The organism is Salmonella sp. SAL04202 (genome assembly GCF_046550775.1).
GTDB lineage: Bacteria > Pseudomonadota > Gammaproteobacteria > Enterobacterales > Enterobacteriaceae > Salmonella > Salmonella enterica.
The window spans coordinates 122,478-139,465 of the sequence record NZ_JBGDXK010000006.1; the positions used below are offsets into that span (position 1 = coordinate 122,478).

At 48.4% G+C, this 16,988-nt stretch carries 15 protein-coding genes; 4 read left to right on the forward strand and 11 right to left on the reverse strand.

Going from position 1 to position 16,988, the window contains the following annotated elements; genetic code table 11:
- Positions 1 to 11: 11 nt before the first annotated feature.
- The 5 genes from siiD to ssb1 all read right to left on the reverse strand — a co-directional run bounded on the left by siiD (position 12) and on the right by ssb1 (position 6,182).
- Positions 12 to 1,289, reverse strand: a complete 1,278-nt coding sequence (gene siiD / locus ACLJQJ_RS20420) for an SPI-4 type I secretion system protein SiiD (protein WP_001081935.1) — start codon at positions 1,287 to 1,289, stop codon at positions 12 to 14.
- Entirely contained in the window at positions 1,286 to 2,605 is a 1,320-nt protein-coding gene (gene siiC / locus ACLJQJ_RS20425) for an SPI-4 type I secretion system protein SiiC (protein ID WP_001541306.1), read from the reverse strand. Before siiC ends, siiD begins: the two co-directional genes overlap by 4 nt.
- Complete coding sequence (locus ACLJQJ_RS20430; RefSeq protein ID WP_063809681.1) at positions 2,595 to 3,983, reverse strand: MotA/TolQ/ExbB proton channel family protein; 1,389 nt, start codon at positions 3,981 to 3,983, stop codon at positions 2,595 to 2,597. The genes siiC and ACLJQJ_RS20430 overlap by 11 nt, the downstream gene beginning before the upstream one ends.
- Entirely contained in the window at positions 3,980 to 4,612 is a 633-nt protein-coding gene (siiA, locus tag ACLJQJ_RS20435; RefSeq protein WP_063809682.1) for an SPI-4 type I secretion system auxiliary protein SiiA, read from the reverse strand. The genes ACLJQJ_RS20430 and siiA overlap by 4 nt, the downstream gene beginning before the upstream one ends.
- Before the next feature lie 1,039 nt (positions 4,613 to 5,651).
- Positions 5,652 to 6,182: a single-stranded DNA-binding protein SSB1 gene (gene ssb1, locus ACLJQJ_RS20440; protein WP_000168322.1), complete on the reverse strand. Its 531-nt coding sequence runs from the start codon at positions 6,180 to 6,182 to the stop codon at positions 5,652 to 5,654.
- Positions 6,183 to 6,429: 247 nt separating this feature from the next.
- On the opposite strand from ssb1, the gene uvrA reads away from it, so the two are divergent.
- The 3 genes from uvrA to ACLJQJ_RS20455 all read left to right on the forward strand — a co-directional run bounded on the left by uvrA (position 6,430) and on the right by ACLJQJ_RS20455 (position 10,167).
- Positions 6,430 to 9,255, forward strand: coding sequence for an excinuclease ABC subunit UvrA (gene uvrA / locus ACLJQJ_RS20445; RefSeq protein WP_000357724.1), 2,826 nt, complete (start codon positions 6,430 to 6,432; stop codon positions 9,253 to 9,255).
- Between the two features lie 131 nt (positions 9,256 to 9,386).
- Positions 9,387 to 9,842, forward strand: coding sequence for a hypothetical protein (locus tag ACLJQJ_RS20450; protein ID WP_074182143.1), 456 nt, complete (start codon positions 9,387 to 9,389; stop codon positions 9,840 to 9,842).
- Positions 9,829 to 10,167 (forward strand): hypothetical protein, encoded by a 339-nt coding sequence (locus ACLJQJ_RS20455; protein WP_063809684.1) that lies wholly within the window; start codon positions 9,829 to 9,831, stop codon positions 10,165 to 10,167. The genes ACLJQJ_RS20450 and ACLJQJ_RS20455 overlap by 14 nt, the downstream gene beginning before the upstream one ends.
- On the opposite strand, the gene ACLJQJ_RS20460 is transcribed toward ACLJQJ_RS20455, so the two are convergent.
- The 6 genes from ACLJQJ_RS20460 to dnaB all read right to left on the reverse strand — a co-directional run bounded on the left by ACLJQJ_RS20460 (position 10,168) and on the right by dnaB (position 15,877).
- Complete coding sequence (locus ACLJQJ_RS20460; protein WP_000155665.1) at positions 10,168 to 10,524, reverse strand: MmcQ/YjbR family DNA-binding protein; 357 nt, start codon at positions 10,522 to 10,524, stop codon at positions 10,168 to 10,170. It lies immediately after the preceding gene.
- A 2-nt stretch (positions 10,525 to 10,526) separates the two neighbouring features.
- Complete coding sequence (locus ACLJQJ_RS20465; protein WP_000270392.1) at positions 10,527 to 10,943, reverse strand: secondary thiamine-phosphate synthase enzyme YjbQ; 417 nt, start codon at positions 10,941 to 10,943, stop codon at positions 10,527 to 10,529.
- Between the two features lie 128 nt (positions 10,944 to 11,071).
- The gene (gene aphA / locus ACLJQJ_RS20470; protein WP_063809685.1) at positions 11,072 to 11,785 is read right to left on the reverse strand and encodes an acid phosphatase AphA; all 714 of its coding nucleotides are present in this window, start codon (positions 11,783 to 11,785) and stop codon (positions 11,072 to 11,074) included.
- 186 nt (positions 11,786 to 11,971) lie between these two features.
- The gene (gene tyrB, locus ACLJQJ_RS20475; protein ID WP_000486910.1) at positions 11,972 to 13,165 is read right to left on the reverse strand and encodes an aromatic amino acid transaminase; all 1,194 of its coding nucleotides are present in this window, start codon (positions 13,163 to 13,165) and stop codon (positions 11,972 to 11,974) included.
- A gap of 185 nt (positions 13,166 to 13,350) precedes the next feature.
- A complete protein-coding gene (gene alr, locus ACLJQJ_RS20480) occupies positions 13,351 to 14,430 on the reverse strand; it encodes an alanine racemase (RefSeq protein WP_001147296.1) in 1,080 nt (359 codons plus the stop codon).
- Between the two features lie 31 nt (positions 14,431 to 14,461).
- The gene (gene dnaB, locus ACLJQJ_RS20485; RefSeq protein ID WP_000918353.1) at positions 14,462 to 15,877 is read right to left on the reverse strand and encodes a replicative DNA helicase; all 1,416 of its coding nucleotides are present in this window, start codon (positions 15,875 to 15,877) and stop codon (positions 14,462 to 14,464) included.
- Between the two features lie 64 nt (positions 15,878 to 15,941).
- Here dnaB and ACLJQJ_RS20490 point away from each other — a divergent pair, with 64 nt between their 5' ends.
- Entirely contained in the window at positions 15,942 to 16,925 is a 984-nt protein-coding gene (locus ACLJQJ_RS20490; RefSeq protein WP_000235555.1) for a quinone oxidoreductase, read from the forward strand.
- The last annotated feature ends 63 nt before the right edge of the window (positions 16,926 to 16,988 follow it).

Consider the following 16,988-nt stretch of genomic DNA (forward strand, 5'->3'; position numbering starts at 1 on the left):
TATATTCACTCTCAAGGTGTATCTAATCGTTTAGTATTAACTGGTTCTGAAAAGGCTTTGTCCACGCCTTTCATCAAGGGAGACAACAGGTATTCCATAATGCTGTGTTTTCCGGTAATTACACTGGCGTCAACAGTCATACCTGGTTTTAACCACCGTAAATCATCTTCATTAACATCGAATGCAATAATTACTTTATAATAACGCTGAATTGTTCCTCCGGTATTTTCCTCATAGGAATCAGGGCTAATATTATCGATAGTCGCATTATACGATTTTATCTTTGGTTGGATAATTGACTGCACATCCAGTTTAACGGCTTCATCTACATATATTTGGTCACGGTATTTGGGTAATATTTTCACATCGGCCAGCATAGTCCTTACTTTTGGTTTTATTTCAAAAAGTAAGTCCGCCGCCTGAATCACACCACCATGAGTAGTGGCACTTTTATTGATTTTATAAATTACACCGTCAACCGGTGAATAGATATCCTCCTCATTTATCTGCTTCTCTATTACTTTTAATGTAGAGTTAACAACCTCAAGTTCCTGAAGATTTTTAGATATTATTTTAGATAAAGATAATCGCAATTCATTATTAAGCGCCTCAATATCATTAACAACCAGCTCAATATCATCTTTTTTTAAAGTGATGCTACTTTCAATATCATTAATTTCAGACTTAACTTTTATATACGCCTGTTTCTTGTTAAGAAAATTGGTATATGGGCTAATTCCTTTTTTTACCAGTGGGGAAAGAATATTTATTTCTTCGGCAAGCAATGCAAGTTCTTTTTCTTTCGAACTCAGCTTCTCTTGTAATCCGCTAATCTCAGAATCAAGAGAGGTTTTTTTTAACTCTTTAGCTCTTATCTGACTATGCACTAATTCAATATTCGCTTTTACCTCTTTATTGCTTAAAGAACGGGTGCCATCCAGGGTAATCAATCCACTCTCATTTTCTTTATCAAGAATGAAAGATATTTCGTTAACATCTTTATCCAGATACCCTTTTTGAGTTCTATACCTTTGATATTCTTTTTGCAGATCAAGGTTAACGACCTTTGCAAGGAGTTCTCCTTTTTTTACAGTATCACCCTCGGCCACATAAATATCTTGTATCGTCCCTCCTTTAGAAAGAGATATTAACTGAGCATTATCTTTAGTAGTGATAACGCCCTGACCATGAACCACTGAATTAATTTCTATAAAGTAGGTAAGGATAATAATTAAGATCGTCAAAGAAATAATTATCATCATGAGATGATCGCTTTGTCTTCTATTCATTTCATTACATTTAACTCACTTTCAGTATTTCCTTTTAAATAATCCATTAAATGAAAAATCAATGAGAGTTGCTGTAACTTTAAAATATACAGGCTATATTTGCTGTCGATCATGCTTACATATGCCTGAAATGCTTCATTACGGCTTGAAATTAAATCAAGCAAACTTTTTTGCCCTAACTGAAACTCCTGCTCATATAATTCAGTAAGCTGTAACGCATTTGTATGTGAACGTTCCGCCACTGAGTAAGTCTCTTTTGCAGCGGCGTATCTTGAAAGTTGTGAATCAATGTTATAACGCGTTTTAATCAAAAAATCGTCAATTTGCAGCTTAGCCTGCGAGTAACTTGCCACCATTTTTCTTTCCTGGGCTGAATTTCTGAACCCATTAAAAATGTTGAAACTGACATTGATACCCGTTTTAAATTCATCTTCATAATCACTTTTTTTGGCACTACCGCTCGGGTTATTCTGTACATAGCTGGAAACGAGATCTACAGTCGGAAAATAGGATGATTTTGCGGCATTAATATCTTCGGTCGCGGCTTTTCGGGTATTGACAAGCATCTTATAGTCATCGTTGTATTTCATCACCATGTCCATAAGTTTTTCAGGGCTTTCGACAAAGATATATTTTTTGAAGAGGTTGAATTTTTCATCGCTTTGAATCTGAACTGGTGATAAATTCAGACCAGTCATATTCTGCATTTTATACATTTCATCATCCAACATCGACTGATACATAATGCTTCTGGTATTTAATGCATCGATAGATACTTGTACTTTACGCATATCAGATTGCATAGCTACACCGGAAGATACCAGCAGCGAAAAAGTTTCCAGCATCTTTTTATAAAACTCTTTCTCCAGATTTACGCCATCAATCATTTCACGATATTTACTGATGTTATAATAGGTTGTCACAACCTCCTGAGACACTATATTCTTTGTTTTTTCATAGTCAGTTTTACTATTATCTCTTTCATATTCAGATTTCCTGATATTAGCCCCCCTCACTCCAAAATCCGTTATTCGGTATGATAAGGACACCTTATTTTCAACGTTTCTCTCGGTACCTGACGACTCCTTTCTGTTATTATTAAGGCCAGATGTTAGATCCAGGGTAGGATAAAGTGCTGCCCGTGAAAGATCTAAGTCACTGTTTTTCTTTTCAGTCTCATAATATGAAACAGCAACAGAGGGCTGATGAGTTAATGCGGCATTAACTAAATCTCTTAGAGGAATGACCGGAAGCTCGCTGGCGTATGTGCTTTGTGTAATAAAAGCAGTCGTCAGAAAAAACATCTTAATCTTCATTTTTTTCCTCCTTGTTTAACAAACGTTGCTTTACTATTTCCTGATGCATAGATGTTATTTTTTCCATTAATGGCATATAGGTATCACGGTAGCTAACCATTTCAGCACTAATCTCTTTAGTATTGGCAATAATCTTTTTATCAGTAGCCGATAGATCGGATAGCGCTAAATGAACATTGTTCATATCCTCATCCATTTCTTTTCTCAGCCCATCGAGAGTATGAGAAATATCGGCACTGCCAGCGGCAATATCGTTTATGGTCTTACCATGTGAAAGAGATTCCTGATAACATTTATCAACTGATGTCATTATTGAATCATTCTTTTTATCTATAATATTTTGTATTGTACTCATTGCCTCCAGTCGTGCATTATTATCAGCAAGCAGGATATTACCTTCAGATAAACGAGAGGTAATTGTTATTACACCGTCAGATAATTTTTTGAGATTTTCGTTACTGCTTACCAGATAACCATCAATCAGCGTAGAAAGTTGCTCTAGTTTTGCTGAGTTATCCAATAGCCGGTTTTGCAAAGTGACAAAGCTATCTGATAGCATCACTCGTTTCTTTTCTTCATCCTGCGTCCGTAAGTTTTCAACTGTCAGGTAGTTATCAAAAAACGCTTTAAACAACTCTTTAAATTCTACAAGCGTCTCTGATTCAACCCGCAGGCTTCGTTGTTTATTATTGGATCTGTTACTTATGATTTTTAATTTTTTGATTTCCGTAGAAACAAGGGAATAGGAGCTGCGAACAAAAACACTTTGTGAGGTCAGGAGTATGGCGCAAACGACACCATAGATAGAAGATACAAATGCGGTATTCATCCCTTTCAATGGTTCAGAAAGCGACGCTACCATTGTCACGATCATATTGAGTGTATTACTTGCATTATCACCGCCAACATCTGATGGCGAGCTCAATAAGTTCCCGATTGAACCAATCGTAATAGACAGACCCGCAAACGTCCCCAACAGGCCAACAAGCGTCGACACATTGCTACAGCTCATAATAAATGACAATCGTTGGTTACGGGCGGTAGACACATTGTCATCTAATTCCATCAGTAAATTGAAATCACACTGTTTGGGCTCCCCGGCAAACAAAACCTGATTGAGGTTAGAAAGAATGCTATTTTTTCTACTGGCGTCCTGAGCTATTAATATGTCTTTTGCTGAAATATTTTTAAGAATAGTGAATAATGCACACAAAGAACCTGTAATATAAATGGCAATAATGACTCCATTGTAAATTGCAGAAACCATGAAGTTATCAAAAACATACTCTCTTATACCGGGAAAAGATAAAGCGAAAAAAGGGAGTATGGCAAGGAAAAAACAGACAAACAAATAGCGGTAATGATTTATATATTTCACTCTGACACCTTTTTATTAATAGTCGTGATAATAGCTTTACTCGTTGTACTTGATGCTGCGGAGTTAACACTCATGTCAATAACTACATCAGGATATATTTTCTTGATCTCTTTCATCAAAATAATTCCCCGTTCATATCCCAGTCGTAGAGAGTCAGAGAAAGAGATGTCTGCCTGAGGAATAACCATTTCTATCAATAAATTACTATTAGTTTTGTCTTCTAACCAAGCCTCTATTTTATGAGTATCCTCTTCTGAAAAGCTTCTCAGCCTGCCATGATACGTAATAACAAGCTCATTTTTTGTAGACGTTATATCAGTTTTCTGACCATCGGCGATATCGTATACTCCAACCTCCTTACCTGACATTGTAGTCATTCCGTCCGACATATCTTGAGTATTCACTTCCTTATTAACTATTTCATTAGGATTTGAATTGTCATTGGCTACGCTATTTTGAGCAGTAGATTTAGTCTTACTCTCTATATTTGCTTTATAAACTTTAATTGAGTTGTCATACATAATAATCATATTATTAAGTGCAAACACCAACATAAGAAATATAAAAATGCACAATACCGTAGAGAATGTATCAACAAAACTAGGCCACGGATTACTTTCGTCTTCCATGTTGTCTCCTGATATTACATTGTGAATAAAATGTTTTTGTAGATTAGAAAGGATAAAGGATGCTCAACTTATTCAGAAAGTGAACGCTACCGCCCTTGGCTTCCTGCTACCAATACGCTTTATAGATTTCAGTTTTCTTACATCTCGTAATCAGAAAAATAAAAACAACGACGCCATTTTTATGCGCCCACAACAAAGATGAGTGCTTTAATTAAAAACACTCTTCATTTTTTAATTAGGTAGACATCAATTATTGCACTAACTATATCTTCCCCAATAATAGGTATCGCATAAGCTCTCAACTCATAAATAAAAAATAGTCATCAGCAAATTAAAACCACCCGCCGATAAATAGATTTGTTAGCTAATCATTGAAACTCTAAATCATTTTAAGGACATATTTCTTTTTAATACGCGTTATAACCATACGTATTTAATAAATTTGCCTCCAGAGGATAAAATTAATTTTCACAATTAAAACATAGGGTCATAGGGACTTCAATATAACTTAAATCATTAAAAATATAATAAGTGGGGAGTAAAAAATCAGAATTACGTAAAAACACACACAAATAAAACCATTTTTTATATAAAGCCAGCTATAAGTAACAACTTTATCTTCAGCAATTAAAAATAAAGCAAGATGCACATATCATATTTGAGCTCATCACAAGCTAAAGCAAACATTTAATTAACTATTGATAATACCGACCATTCTCTACCGTTATTTTATAATATCTTTTTGTTGTCAAAAAATGGCTATAAATTATATATTTTGCAGATGAGATTTCTCTTTCATATTTAAGACAATCCGGGTTATTGCAGTACATTTATGAACTTCGGCTGGATAATGATGTGCCGAGGCGAGTCGGCCAGAGGCGATAAGCGACATTTTTCCGTAAGATATGCGCTTCTCTTTTTTGAAAGGGATACAAAGACAATAATACCAGGTAAGAAAATGCCTGGTTTACACCAGGCATTTCAGCAGACGAGAGCTATAGCGAAAATGCAAATAACGCTTTGACTTTTTTACCAAAAATCAGAACGGAATGTCGTCGTCAAAATCCATTGGCGGTTCGTTAGACGGCGCTGGCGCGGATTGCTGTGGACGCGACTGCGCGCCGCCGCTGAACTGGTTGCCGCCCTGCGGCTGCTGAGGTTGTTGCGGCTGACCCCAACCCCCCTGCTGCTGACCGCCTGCCGGTGCGCCGCCGCCCTGGCGACCACCCAGCATCTGCATCACGCCGCCGATCTGCGGAACGTTAATTTCAGTCGTATAGCGTTCCTGGCCACTCTGATCGGTCCACTTGCGGGTACGCAATTGACCTTCGATATACACCTGAGAACCTTTACGCAGATATTCGCCGGCCACTTCCGCCAGTTTGCCGAACATCACCACCCGGTGCCATTCAGTCTGCTCTTTCATTTCGCCGGTCTGCTTATCGCGCCAGGATTCAGAAGTAGCCAGCGTTAAGTTGGCGACAGCGCCGCCACTCGGCATATAGCGTACTTCCGGGTCCTGGCCCAGATTACCAACGAGAATCACCTTGTTTACGCCTCTGCTGGCCATAATTGAGTCTCCTGAATACGTTTCATAAATAGTGTAAACGCGTGAGTGTACCATTTCCACGTAGCATTTTAATAGCTGCGATGCAGGTTCCAGGTCACTCGCGCGAACCTCATATTGTTGCATACTTTAGCTGAAGATGCATTCCAATACTGTATATTCAAACAGGTTAAATTGTGTCATAATTAGCCGTTTCTGCCGTTTGTCCTTCAAACAAACCAGGCATCCGAGTCTCTACCGGGAAAGGTGAATGGATAAGATCGAAGTTCGGGGCGCCCGCACCCATAATCTCAAAAATATTAACCTCGTCATCCCCCGCGACAAACTGATTGTCGTGACCGGGCTTTCGGGTTCAGGCAAATCCTCACTGGCTTTCGACACTCTGTATGCCGAAGGGCAGCGTCGTTACGTTGAGTCGCTCTCCGCTTACGCGCGGCAGTTTTTGTCGCTCATGGAAAAACCGGATGTCGACCATATTGAAGGGCTATCGCCCGCGATCTCAATTGAACAGAAATCGACATCGCACAACCCGCGCTCTACGGTGGGTACTATTACCGAGATCCACGACTACCTGCGCCTGCTGTTTGCCCGCGTGGGCGAGCCGCGTTGTCCGGATCATGACGTGCCGCTGGCGGCGCAAACCGTTAGCCAGATGGTCGATAACGTGCTGTCACAGCCGGAAGGCAAACGTCTGATGCTGCTCGCGCCGATTATTAAAGAGCGTAAAGGCGAACACACCAAAACGCTGGAAAATCTGGCAAGCCAGGGTTACATTCGCGCCCGTATTGACGGCGAAGTCTGCGATCTCTCCGATCCGCCGAAGCTGGAGCTGCAAAAGAAACATACCATTGAGGTGGTGATCGATCGCTTCAAAGTTCGTAACGATCTTTCCCAACGCCTGGCGGAGTCGTTCGAAACGGCGCTGGAATTATCCGGCGGCACGGCGGTTGTTGCCGATATGGACGATGAGAAAGCGGAGGAGCTTCTGTTCTCCGCCAATTTTGCCTGTCCGATTTGCGGCTACAGTATGCGCGAACTGGAACCGCGTCTGTTCTCGTTCAACAACCCGGCAGGCGCCTGCCCGACCTGTGACGGGCTCGGCGTTCAGCAATATTTCGATCCGGACCGCGTGATCCAGAATCCCGACCTGTCGCTGGCAGGCGGCGCGATTCGTGGTTGGGATCGTCGCAATTTTTACTACTTTCAAATGCTCAAGTCGCTGGCGGAACACTATAAGTTCGACGTGGATGCGCCGTGGGCAAGCCTCAGCGCCAACGTACATAAAGTCGTGCTGTACGGTTCCGGCAAAGAGAACATTGAATTTAAATATATGAACGATCGCGGCGATACCTCCGTGCGCCGCCATCCGTTCGAAGGCGTGCTGCATAATATGGAGCGCCGTTATAAAGAGACGGAATCCAGCGCGGTGCGCGAAGAGCTGGCGAAGTTCATCAGTAATCGCCCCTGCGCCAGCTGTGAAGGCACGCGACTGAATCGCGAAGCGCGCCATGTATTTGTGGAAAATACGCCGCTGCCTGCTATTTCCGATATGAGCATTGGCCATGCGATGGATTTTTTCACTAATCTCAAGCTTTCCGGGCAACGAGCGAAAATCGCCGAAAAAGTGCTAAAAGAGATCGGCGATCGCCTCAAGTTTCTGGTGAACGTCGGCCTGAACTATCTCACGCTCTCCCGCTCGGCAGAGACGCTTTCCGGCGGCGAAGCCCAGCGTATTCGTCTGGCGAGCCAGATAGGCGCCGGGTTAGTCGGCGTGATGTATGTGCTGGATGAGCCGTCCATCGGTCTGCACCAGCGCGATAACGAACGGCTGCTGGGTACGCTGATTCATCTGCGCAATCTTGGCAATACCGTGATTGTGGTGGAACACGATGAAGACGCCATCCGCGCCGCCGACCATGTGATTGATATTGGCCCCGGCGCGGGCGTTCACGGCGGCGAGGTGGTGGCGGAAGGCCCGCTGGAAGCCATTATGGCGGTACCGGAATCGCTGACCGGCCAGTACATGAGCGGTAAACGCAAAATTGAAGTGCCGAAACAACGCGTGCCGGCAAATCCAGAAAAAGTGCTCAAACTCACCGGCGCACGCGGCAACAACCTGAAAGATGTGACCCTTACGCTACCGGTAGGGCTGTTTACCTGTATCACCGGCGTCTCGGGCTCCGGTAAATCGACGCTGATTAACGACACGCTGTTCCCCATCGCCCAGCGTCAGTTAAACGGGGCGACTATCGCCGAACCGGCGCCGTATCGGGATATTCAGGGGCTGGAACATTTCGATAAAGTGATCGATATCGACCAGAGCCCGATCGGGCGCACCCCGCGTTCCAACCCGGCGACCTATACGGGCGTCTTTACCCCGGTTCGCGAGCTTTTTGCTGGCGTGCCGGAGTCTCGCTCGCGCGGCTACACGCCAGGGCGATTCAGCTTCAACGTGCGCGGCGGTCGCTGCGAAGCGTGCCAGGGCGATGGCGTCATTAAAGTCGAAATGCACTTTCTGCCGGATATTTACGTGCCGTGCGACCAGTGCAAAGGCAAGCGCTATAACCGGGAAACGCTGGAGATTAAGTACAAAGGCAAGACCATCCACGAAGTACTGGATATGACCATTGAAGAAGCGCGTGAGTTCTTTGATGCGGTTCCGGCGCTGGCGCGTAAGCTGCAGACGCTGATGGACGTGGGGCTGACCTATATCCGTCTTGGTCAGTCGGCGACAACGCTTTCCGGCGGCGAGGCCCAGCGCGTGAAGCTGGCGCGCGAACTGTCGAAGCGCGGCACCGGGCAGACGCTGTATATTCTCGACGAGCCAACCACCGGCCTGCACTTTGCCGATATTCAGCAGTTGCTTGACGTTCTGCATCAGTTGCGCGATCAGGGCAACACCATCGTGGTGATCGAACACAACCTGGACGTCATTAAAACGGCGGACTGGATTGTCGACCTCGGCCCGGAAGGCGGCAGCGGCGGCGGCGAAATTCTCGTCGCCGGTACGCCGGAAACCGTGGCGGAGTGCGAGGCGTCGCATACTGCCCGCTTCCTTAAACCTATGCTCAAATAACCTTCACGCCGCTTTCCGATTCGCCGGGAAGCGGCATCATTTTTCCTCATCCCACCTCATTGTATCCGTGTTGAGCATTTGTGATTTGCGTGCCGCCTCGCTCTGACATGTGATAGCGCAAACGGTCTGTTATGGAAAACACCATGAAGTTGCCCTACGCAATCACACTACTGCTGTGCCTGTTTTTAGCCGCCTGTACGCTGCCTGACCGCTTTAGCGCCGTGGCTTTTCAACAACTGACGCTATTACAAACGCGCTCAACCCGCTTCCTGCAGGACGCGGCGCGAATACCGTGGCAAAAAGAGACACTGCTCAAGGATGACCGCGATATCCGCCAGACATTTTTTCAGGCTGAGCGGGTCGCCCGTCAAGGTGGGGATAAACACCGACTCGATAATCTGGCGCTGCTGAAAAATCACTATTTGCGTCTTTATGCGCGGGTTATGCGACATAAGCAACCACTTACTCACATCCAGGCAGAGAGATACCAACAGCAAAATAATCAGGTCTGGAAATTAGCCATACAGGGTGAGTGTCTGCATTGGGGCGCTCGCTGCACTCAGGGAGATGAAAATGGCGTCTATTAACGAAATACATTACCTGATAACCACCGCCCAGGCCGAACACCCTGTAGCGTCCTCGGCGATGGCCGAGTTTATCCAGACGTATAAGCAGGCAAGAGAAGACAGCGACGACGCTATCCGCGAGTCCGCCGCGTTTATCGCCCGCGCGCTTCAGGAACATGCTCGCGGCTGGCTGGACGACGACGATATGATTATTCTGCTGGAAGGACAGCGGGACCTCGCCAGGCTACGCGCCAATAATGCGCAAATCGCCCTCGGCAGCCGTATCCGGTCTACGGTCATCCGCCTCATTGATATCGCCCTGGCGTTGTTGGTCGGCGCGCTATAATCAGGACTGCGGCAACTGCTTGCGTTTATCTTCCGGCAGCGCATTTACCGCCTGTTGATAAGAGGCATCGACCAGATAATAGAGTTGTGAATCCGGCAGCGATCCGTCCAGATAGACCGTGCTCCAGTGCGCTTTATTAAGGTGCCGACTCGGTCGTACATCGCTGTGCTGCTGACGTAACAACTCTGCCAGTTCCGGGCTGGTTTTGAGAGAGGCTGCCGGGCGTCCTTCAACTTCTTTTACCATCGCGAAAAGTACATCTTCCACTTTAATTTGCGTCGCTTTCCAGTCGCTGTGGACGCTCTGCTCTGCGCCAGGTTTTGCCATGCAGTATTGCAGTAATTCCGAAATGGTCATTATCATTCCCCTTGTAGTGTCGCGATGATTTTACGTGGACCGCCGTGAATACGGTGCTCTCCCAACCAGATACCTTGCCATGTTCCTAACTGTAAACGCCCCTGGCGTACAGGCAGCAGCAACGAGACGCCCAATACTGACGACTTAATATGCGAAGGCATGTCATCCGCGCCTTCGTAATCATGTTCATACGCCGCATTATCGGGAACGGTTTTCAGGAAATGGCGCTCCATATCAGCGCGCACGGTGGGATCGCAGTTTTCGTTTAGCGTCAGCGAGGCCGAGGTATGTAGCAACAACAGATGCAGCAAACCCGTTTCGACAGGCGGTAAGCCAGACAATTTATCGATAATTTCATCTGTTATCAGATGAAACCCGCGCGGCTTCTCGCTCAGTGTAATGGTGCGCTGATACCACATAGGCTGCTCCTTCCTAAAAACAAACGTCTCCTGAATAGTGTGCAGCAAGTCTGGAAAAGGTAAAAGCCAGCGGGGCAAGTTTGTGCAAAAATCATGCAAAAAAGGAGAGCCTGACGCTCTCCTGATTTTTAGTACTCCGAGTTGACAATGACTTCCTCGCCAAACGCTCCTGCCTGCGGCAGCGGTTTGTAGGTGGAGTTAGCCGCGCGCAGGATGCGAATACCGCGGATACCACAATCACGAGCCGCGGTAATATCGTTATCCGAATCGCCGTAGAAGATACGCATGTTCTTCTCCTGCAGCCACTGTACTTTCGTATTTTGTTCCGGTTTATCGCCGGCGAAAATCACCGGATTCATATTCGCCGCCGGAATATGGAAGTTATCCGCCAGCGTTTTCGACACGGTTTCCGTTTTCGTCTGACTACGACCAGTGACAAAGTAAATACTGTCGCCACGGCGAACATGCATATCAATGAGCTGTCGGGCCACTTCTTTTGGAATACTGAACTCATCCCAGCCGTTGTTCATTTTTTCCCAAAAGGCCGGATTTTTCAGATAATCGTCGCTGTCCGGGGAGTAGGTTTTCTTTCCGCGCCAGAATCCGGGGCTGGAAAATAACACGGTGTCGTCAATATCAAAGCCGATCGCCATCGGCGGGCGTCCGGTGAGGCTGTTTTCAATCTGGGCGACAGAGACCCAATGGACAGGCGCTTGTTCCGCGAGTTTTGCAACGTTAGTGCCCGGATTGAGCGTCGAAGGGGAAGATACTAACGCATTCGCGGAATGGTTTAGCGTAAACAACAAACAGACGGCACTCAGCGCCAGGGTTATTTTTTTCATGCTTTTCCCTTAAAATTCAAAATATTATAATTATTAAGATGAGTCTTTGCTCAAAAAACTATCTGACCATAACGCCAGTAACGGTCAAAAGGAAGGATTATCTGCGGTTTTGTTACGAAAAAAGAGGATGATCACAACAGCTATTGTCAGACCGGAGGGCACTGTTATCGCCGTCCGGCCTGAATATTACATGACAGCGGCAAATGCCTTCGCCACGCGGTGTACATTTGAAGCATTAAGCCCGGCGACACACATGCGGCCACTGGCAATCAGGTAAACACCAAACTCATCGCGCAACCGCTCGACCTGCTCCTCGCTTAACCCGGTATAGCTGAACATACCGCGCTGCTGTAACAAGTAATCAAAGTTGCGGTCAGGCATCTCCGCCTTCAGCTCCTTCACCAGCGTCTGGCGCATCGATATAATGCGGTTACGCATCGCGTCGACTTCCGCCAGCCAGCCCGCTTTTAACGCCTCATCGCCCAGGACCGTAGCGACCACCTGAGCGCCGAAACACGGCGGACTGGAGTAAATTCGGCGCACCGTCGCTTTTAGCTGTCCCAGAACCCGCGCGGCAATTTCAGCATCTTCACACACCACGGACAGGCCGCCGACGCGCTCGCCGTACAGCGAGAAAATCTTCGAAAAAGAATTACTGACTAACGCAGGTAACCCGGCGCTGGCAATGGCGCGAATAGCGTAAGCATCCTCGTCCATGCCTGCGCCAAACCCCTGATAGGCAATATCAAGGAACGGAATCAGATCGCGCGCTTTCACTATTTCAATCACCGCATCCCATTGCGAAGGCGTTAAATCCGCCCCGGTCGGGTTGTGACAACAGGGGTGCAGCAGCACGATACTGCGCGCAGGTAACGTATTCAGCGTGGCCAGCAGATCGTTAAAACGGATGCCGTTAGTCGCGTCGTCATACCAGGGGTAAGTACTCACTTCGAATCCTGCCCCGGCAAATATCGCAATATGGTTTTCCCAGGTGGGGTCGCTCACCCATACGCCTGCGTCGGGGAAATAACGCTTCAGGAAATCCGCGCCCACTTTCAGCGCGCCGGAACCGCCTAATGTCTGGATAGTAGCCACGCGCTGTTGCTGAAGAACCGGGTGATCGGCGCCAAAGAGCAAAGGCGCGATAGTATGGCGATAAGTATTGAGTCCTTCCATCGGCAGGTACAGCGAAGCGCCATGCGGCTGCGCGTTAAGCCGGGCTTCGGCTTCGGCCACCGTTTTAAGCTGTGGGATAATCCCGTCTTCGTTGTAATACAGGCCAATGCTCAGATTTACTTTGTCGTGACGGGAGTCGTCTTTAAAACGCTCCATCAGTGAAAGAATCGGATCGCCGGCATAGGCGTCAACTTTTTGAAACACGCGATGGTTCTCCAGGTTTACAGATGGCAGGAAATAACACAATAAACCGGAAGGACGAGAAGATCGAGAGGATGTTGTGGTGGATGCGCATATTACCGGATAGCGGCGTGAACGTCTTATCCGGCCTACAGCCAATGCGCGATACAAGCCGGATAAGCGCAAGCGCCACCCGGCCCGCCGCGTATTTAATCAATATACTTCATCGCCACCCTTGAGGTCAGGCGCGTGATAAGTTCGTAAGCACTTACTTTTGTTATTTCAGCGATACGTTCAACCGGCAGACCTTCACCCCATAAAACCACCGGATCGCCCGCGTTATCCTGCGCGTTTGGCCCCAAATCTACGCAAATCATATCCATCGCCACCCGCCCGACAATCGGGACTTCACGACCATTGACCAGTACTGGCGTACCGGAAGGCGCCGCTCGTGGGTAGCCATCGCCATACCCCATCGCCACCACGCCCAGGCGCGTGTCGCGCTCACTCACCCATGTCCCGCCGTAGCCCACCGGTTCGCCCGCTTTGTGGTCACGCACCGCGATCAAACTGGAGGTTAAGGACATCACCGGCTGAAAACCAAAATCCGGCCCCCAGGGTTTGTGCTCCAGCGGCGATACGCCATACAAAATGATGCCCGGACGCGCCCAGTCAAAGTGAGACTGCGGCCACAGCAGAATACCGCCAGACGCGGCAATAGAGCGCTGCCCGGGTTTACCCTGACAGAAGGCATTAAAAATGTCGAGCTGATGTTCGGTAGCGCCGCATTCCGGCTCATCCGCACGGGCAAAATGGCTGACGATATTCACCGGCTGGCGTACATTTTTACAGTGCGTCAGACGCTGGTAGAACGCCTCCGCCTCTTCGGGACGCACGCCGAGACGATGCATACCGGTATCCAGCTTCATCCAGACCGTTACCGGCTCCGCCAGCTCCACCGCCTCCAGGGCGGCAAGCTGCTCCTGATTATGTACGGCGGTATGCAGACATTGCGCGGAAATGGTAGGCAAATCGGCGGCGTCGAAAAAACCCTCCAGCAGCAGGATAGGCTGCGTGATCCCGCCCGCTCGCAGACGTAGAGCCTCTTCAAGACGCGCCACGCCAAAAGCGTCAGCATCAGGGAGCGTTCGCGCGGTCTCCAGAAGACCGTGTCCATAAGCGTTCGCTTTCACCACCGCAACCAGCTTACTGGCAGGCGCCAGTTCACGCAGACGTTGCAGGTTGTGTCGCAGAGCGCGGCGGTTAATGACGACTGTTGCCGCTTGCATTTGAATTCCTTGTTAAAAGAATGACGGAGAGTTATTCATCATCGTATTGCGGTCCCGCATAGTTATCGAAGCGCGACCACTGACCATTGAACGTCAGACGAACCGTACCGATAGGACCGTTACGCTGCTTACCAATAATAATTTCAGCAATGCCTTTTAAGTCGCTGTTCTCGTGATAAACCTCATCACGGTAGATAAACATAATTAAGTCGGCATCCTGTTCAATAGAGCCGGATTCACGCAGGTCGGAGTTCACCGGACGTTTATCCGCGCGTTGTTCCAGGGAGCGGTTAAGCTGCGATAGCGCCACGACCGGCACCTGGAGTTCCTTCGCCAGCGCTTTCAACGAGCGAGAAATTTCGGCGATTTCCAGAGTACGGTTATCAGAAAGCGACGGCACACGCATCAATTGCAGGTAGTCGATCATAATCAGACTTAACCCGCCATGTTCGCGGAAAATACGCCGCGCGCGCGAACGGACTTCTGTCGGCGTAAGACCTGAGGAGTCGTCAATATACATATTGCGTTTCTCCAGCAGAATGCCCATCGTGCCGGAGATTCGCGCCCAGTCTTCATCATCAAGTTGACCGGTACGAATACGTGTCTGATCGACGCGGGACAGCGAGGCCAGCATACGCATCATGATCTGTTCGCCGGGCATCTCCAGGCTGAAGATCAGTACCGGTTTATCCTGCAACATCGCCGCATTTTCGCAGAGGTTCATCGCAAAAGTGGTTTTACCCATGGAGGGGCGCGCCGCAACGATAATCAAATCCGAACGCTGTAACCCTGCCGTCTTTTTATTGAGATCCTGATAGCCGGTATCCACGCCTGTAACGCCATCGTGCGGTTGCTGGAACAACTGCTCAATACGCGCCACGGTAGCGTCGAGGATCTGGTCGATGCTTTTCGGACCTTCGTCTTTGTTGGCCCGGTTTTCCGCGATCTGGAAGACGCGCGACTCCGCCAGATCCAGCAGTTCGTCGCTATTGCGCCCCTGTGGATCGTAACCGGCATCCGCAATTTCATGCGCCACCGCGATCATATCGCGGACCACGGCGCGTTCGCGCACAATGTCCGCATAAGCACTGATGTTCGCCGCGCTTGGCGTATTTTTAGACAACTCCGCCAGATAGGCGAAGCCGCCGACGCTGTCCAGTTGGCCCTGCCGCTCCAGCGATTCCGCGAGCGTAATCAGGTCGATAGGACTGCCGCTTTCCTGCAAGCGCCCCATCTCCGTAAAGATATGGCGATGCGGGCGGGTATAGAAATCTTCCGCCACCACGCGCTCGGCCACATCGTCCCAGCGCTCGTTATCCAGCATTAAACCGCCCAACACCGACTGTTCCGCTTCAATCGAGTGCGGCGGCACTTTTATCCCGGCAACCTGCGGATCGCGGTCGCGGGCATCAGTCTGTGGTTTGTTGAAGGGTTTATTTCCTGCCATAGTGAATGGAGTTACCGAGATAGTGATTGGGTCGAAAGATTACCACATTTCTTTTGGAGGAAGCATGGCAACGCGTATTGAATTTCACAAGCATGGTGGTCCGGAAGTGCTTCAGACCGTGGAGTTTACGCCAACGGAACCGGCGGAACACGAAATCCAGGTTGAGAACAAAGCCATTGGTATCAACTTCATCGACACCTATATCCGTAGCGGACTCTATCCGCCCCCATCGTTGCCTGCGGGCCTGGGAACCGAAGCTGCGGGTGTGGTCAGTAAAGTCGGCAACGGCGTGGAGCACATTCGCGTGGGCGATCGCGTCGTCTACGCGCAGTCAACGCTCGGCGCTTACAGTTCTGTCCATAACGTCCCCGCAGATAAAGCCGCGATTTTACCTGACGCCATTTCCTTCGAACAGGCGGCAGCCTCTTTTCTCAAGGGGTTGACCGTTTTTTACTTGTTGCGCAAAACCTATGAAGTGAAACCCGACGAACCCTTCCTGTTTCATGCCGCTGCGGGCGGCGTCGGTCTGATCGCCTGCCAATGGGCGAAAGCGCTGGGCGCGAAGCTTATCGGTACCGTCGGTAGCGCGCAAAAAGCGCAGCGGGCGCTGGACGCCGGCGCCTGGCAGGTGATTAATTATCGTGAAGAGAGCATTGTCGAACGGGTAAAAGAGATCACCGGCGGCAAAAAAGTCCGCGTGGTCTATGACTCCGTGGGGAAAGATACCTGGGAGGCCTCACTGGACTGCCTGCAACGTCGGGGACTGATGGTCAGTTTCGGCAATGCGTCCGGCCCCGTCACCGGCGTGAATTTAGGTATTCTGAATCAGAAAGGTTCCCTGTATGCCACGCGACCTTCACTACAGGGGTATATTACGACGCGTGAAGAACTGACCGAAGCCAGCAATGAATTGTTCTCATTGATCGCCAGCGGCGTGATTAAAGTCGATGTGGCTGAAAATCAACGCTATGCGTTAAAAGATGCCCGTCGCGCGCATGAAGTGCTGGAAAGCCGGGCCACACAGGGCTCAAGCCTGCTGATTCCGTAATAGCTCTGCAAAGAAATTGGGCTTCCACCCGGGAAGCCCTTTCTTTTTTTGTTCGGCTGTATG

Bases quoted from the DNA above. Each gene is read 5' to 3' on its own strand.
- ACLJQJ_RS20490 (WP_000235555.1), top strand. From the start codon at position 15,942: ATGGCAACGCGTATTGAATTTCACAAGCATGGTGGTCCGGAAGTGCTT.
- dnaB (WP_000918353.1), bottom strand. From the start codon at position 15,877: ATGGCAGGAAATAAACCCTTCAACAAACCACAGACTGATGCCCGCGAC.
- siiC (WP_001541306.1), bottom strand. From the start codon at position 2,605: ATGAAGATTAAGATGTTTTTTCTGACGACTGCTTTTATTACACAAAGC.
- uvrA (WP_000357724.1), top strand. From the start codon at position 6,430: ATGGATAAGATCGAAGTTCGGGGCGCCCGCACCCATAATCTCAAAAAT.
- siiA (WP_063809682.1), bottom strand. From the start codon at position 4,612: ATGGAAGACGAAAGTAATCCGTGGCCTAGTTTTGTTGATACATTCTCT.
- siiD (WP_001081935.1), bottom strand. From the start codon at position 1,289: ATGAATAGAAGACAAAGCGATCATCTCATGATGATAATTATTTCTTTG.
- alr (WP_001147296.1), bottom strand. From the start codon at position 14,430: ATGCAAGCGGCAACAGTCGTCATTAACCGCCGCGCTCTGCGACACAAC.
- ACLJQJ_RS20455 (WP_063809684.1), top strand. From the start codon at position 9,829: ATGGCGTCTATTAACGAAATACATTACCTGATAACCACCGCCCAGGCC.
- ACLJQJ_RS20465 (WP_000270392.1), bottom strand. From the start codon at position 10,943: ATGTGGTATCAGCGCACCATTACACTGAGCGAGAAGCCGCGCGGGTTT.
- ssb1 (WP_000168322.1), bottom strand. From the start codon at position 6,182: ATGGCCAGCAGAGGCGTAAACAAGGTGATTCTCGTTGGTAATCTGGGC.
- ACLJQJ_RS20450 (WP_074182143.1), top strand. From the start codon at position 9,387: ATGGAAAACACCATGAAGTTGCCCTACGCAATCACACTACTGCTGTGC.
- ACLJQJ_RS20460 (WP_000155665.1), bottom strand. From the start codon at position 10,524: ATGACCATTTCGGAATTACTGCAATACTGCATGGCAAAACCTGGCGCA.
- aphA (WP_063809685.1), bottom strand. From the start codon at position 11,785: ATGAAAAAAATAACCCTGGCGCTGAGTGCCGTCTGTTTGTTGTTTACG.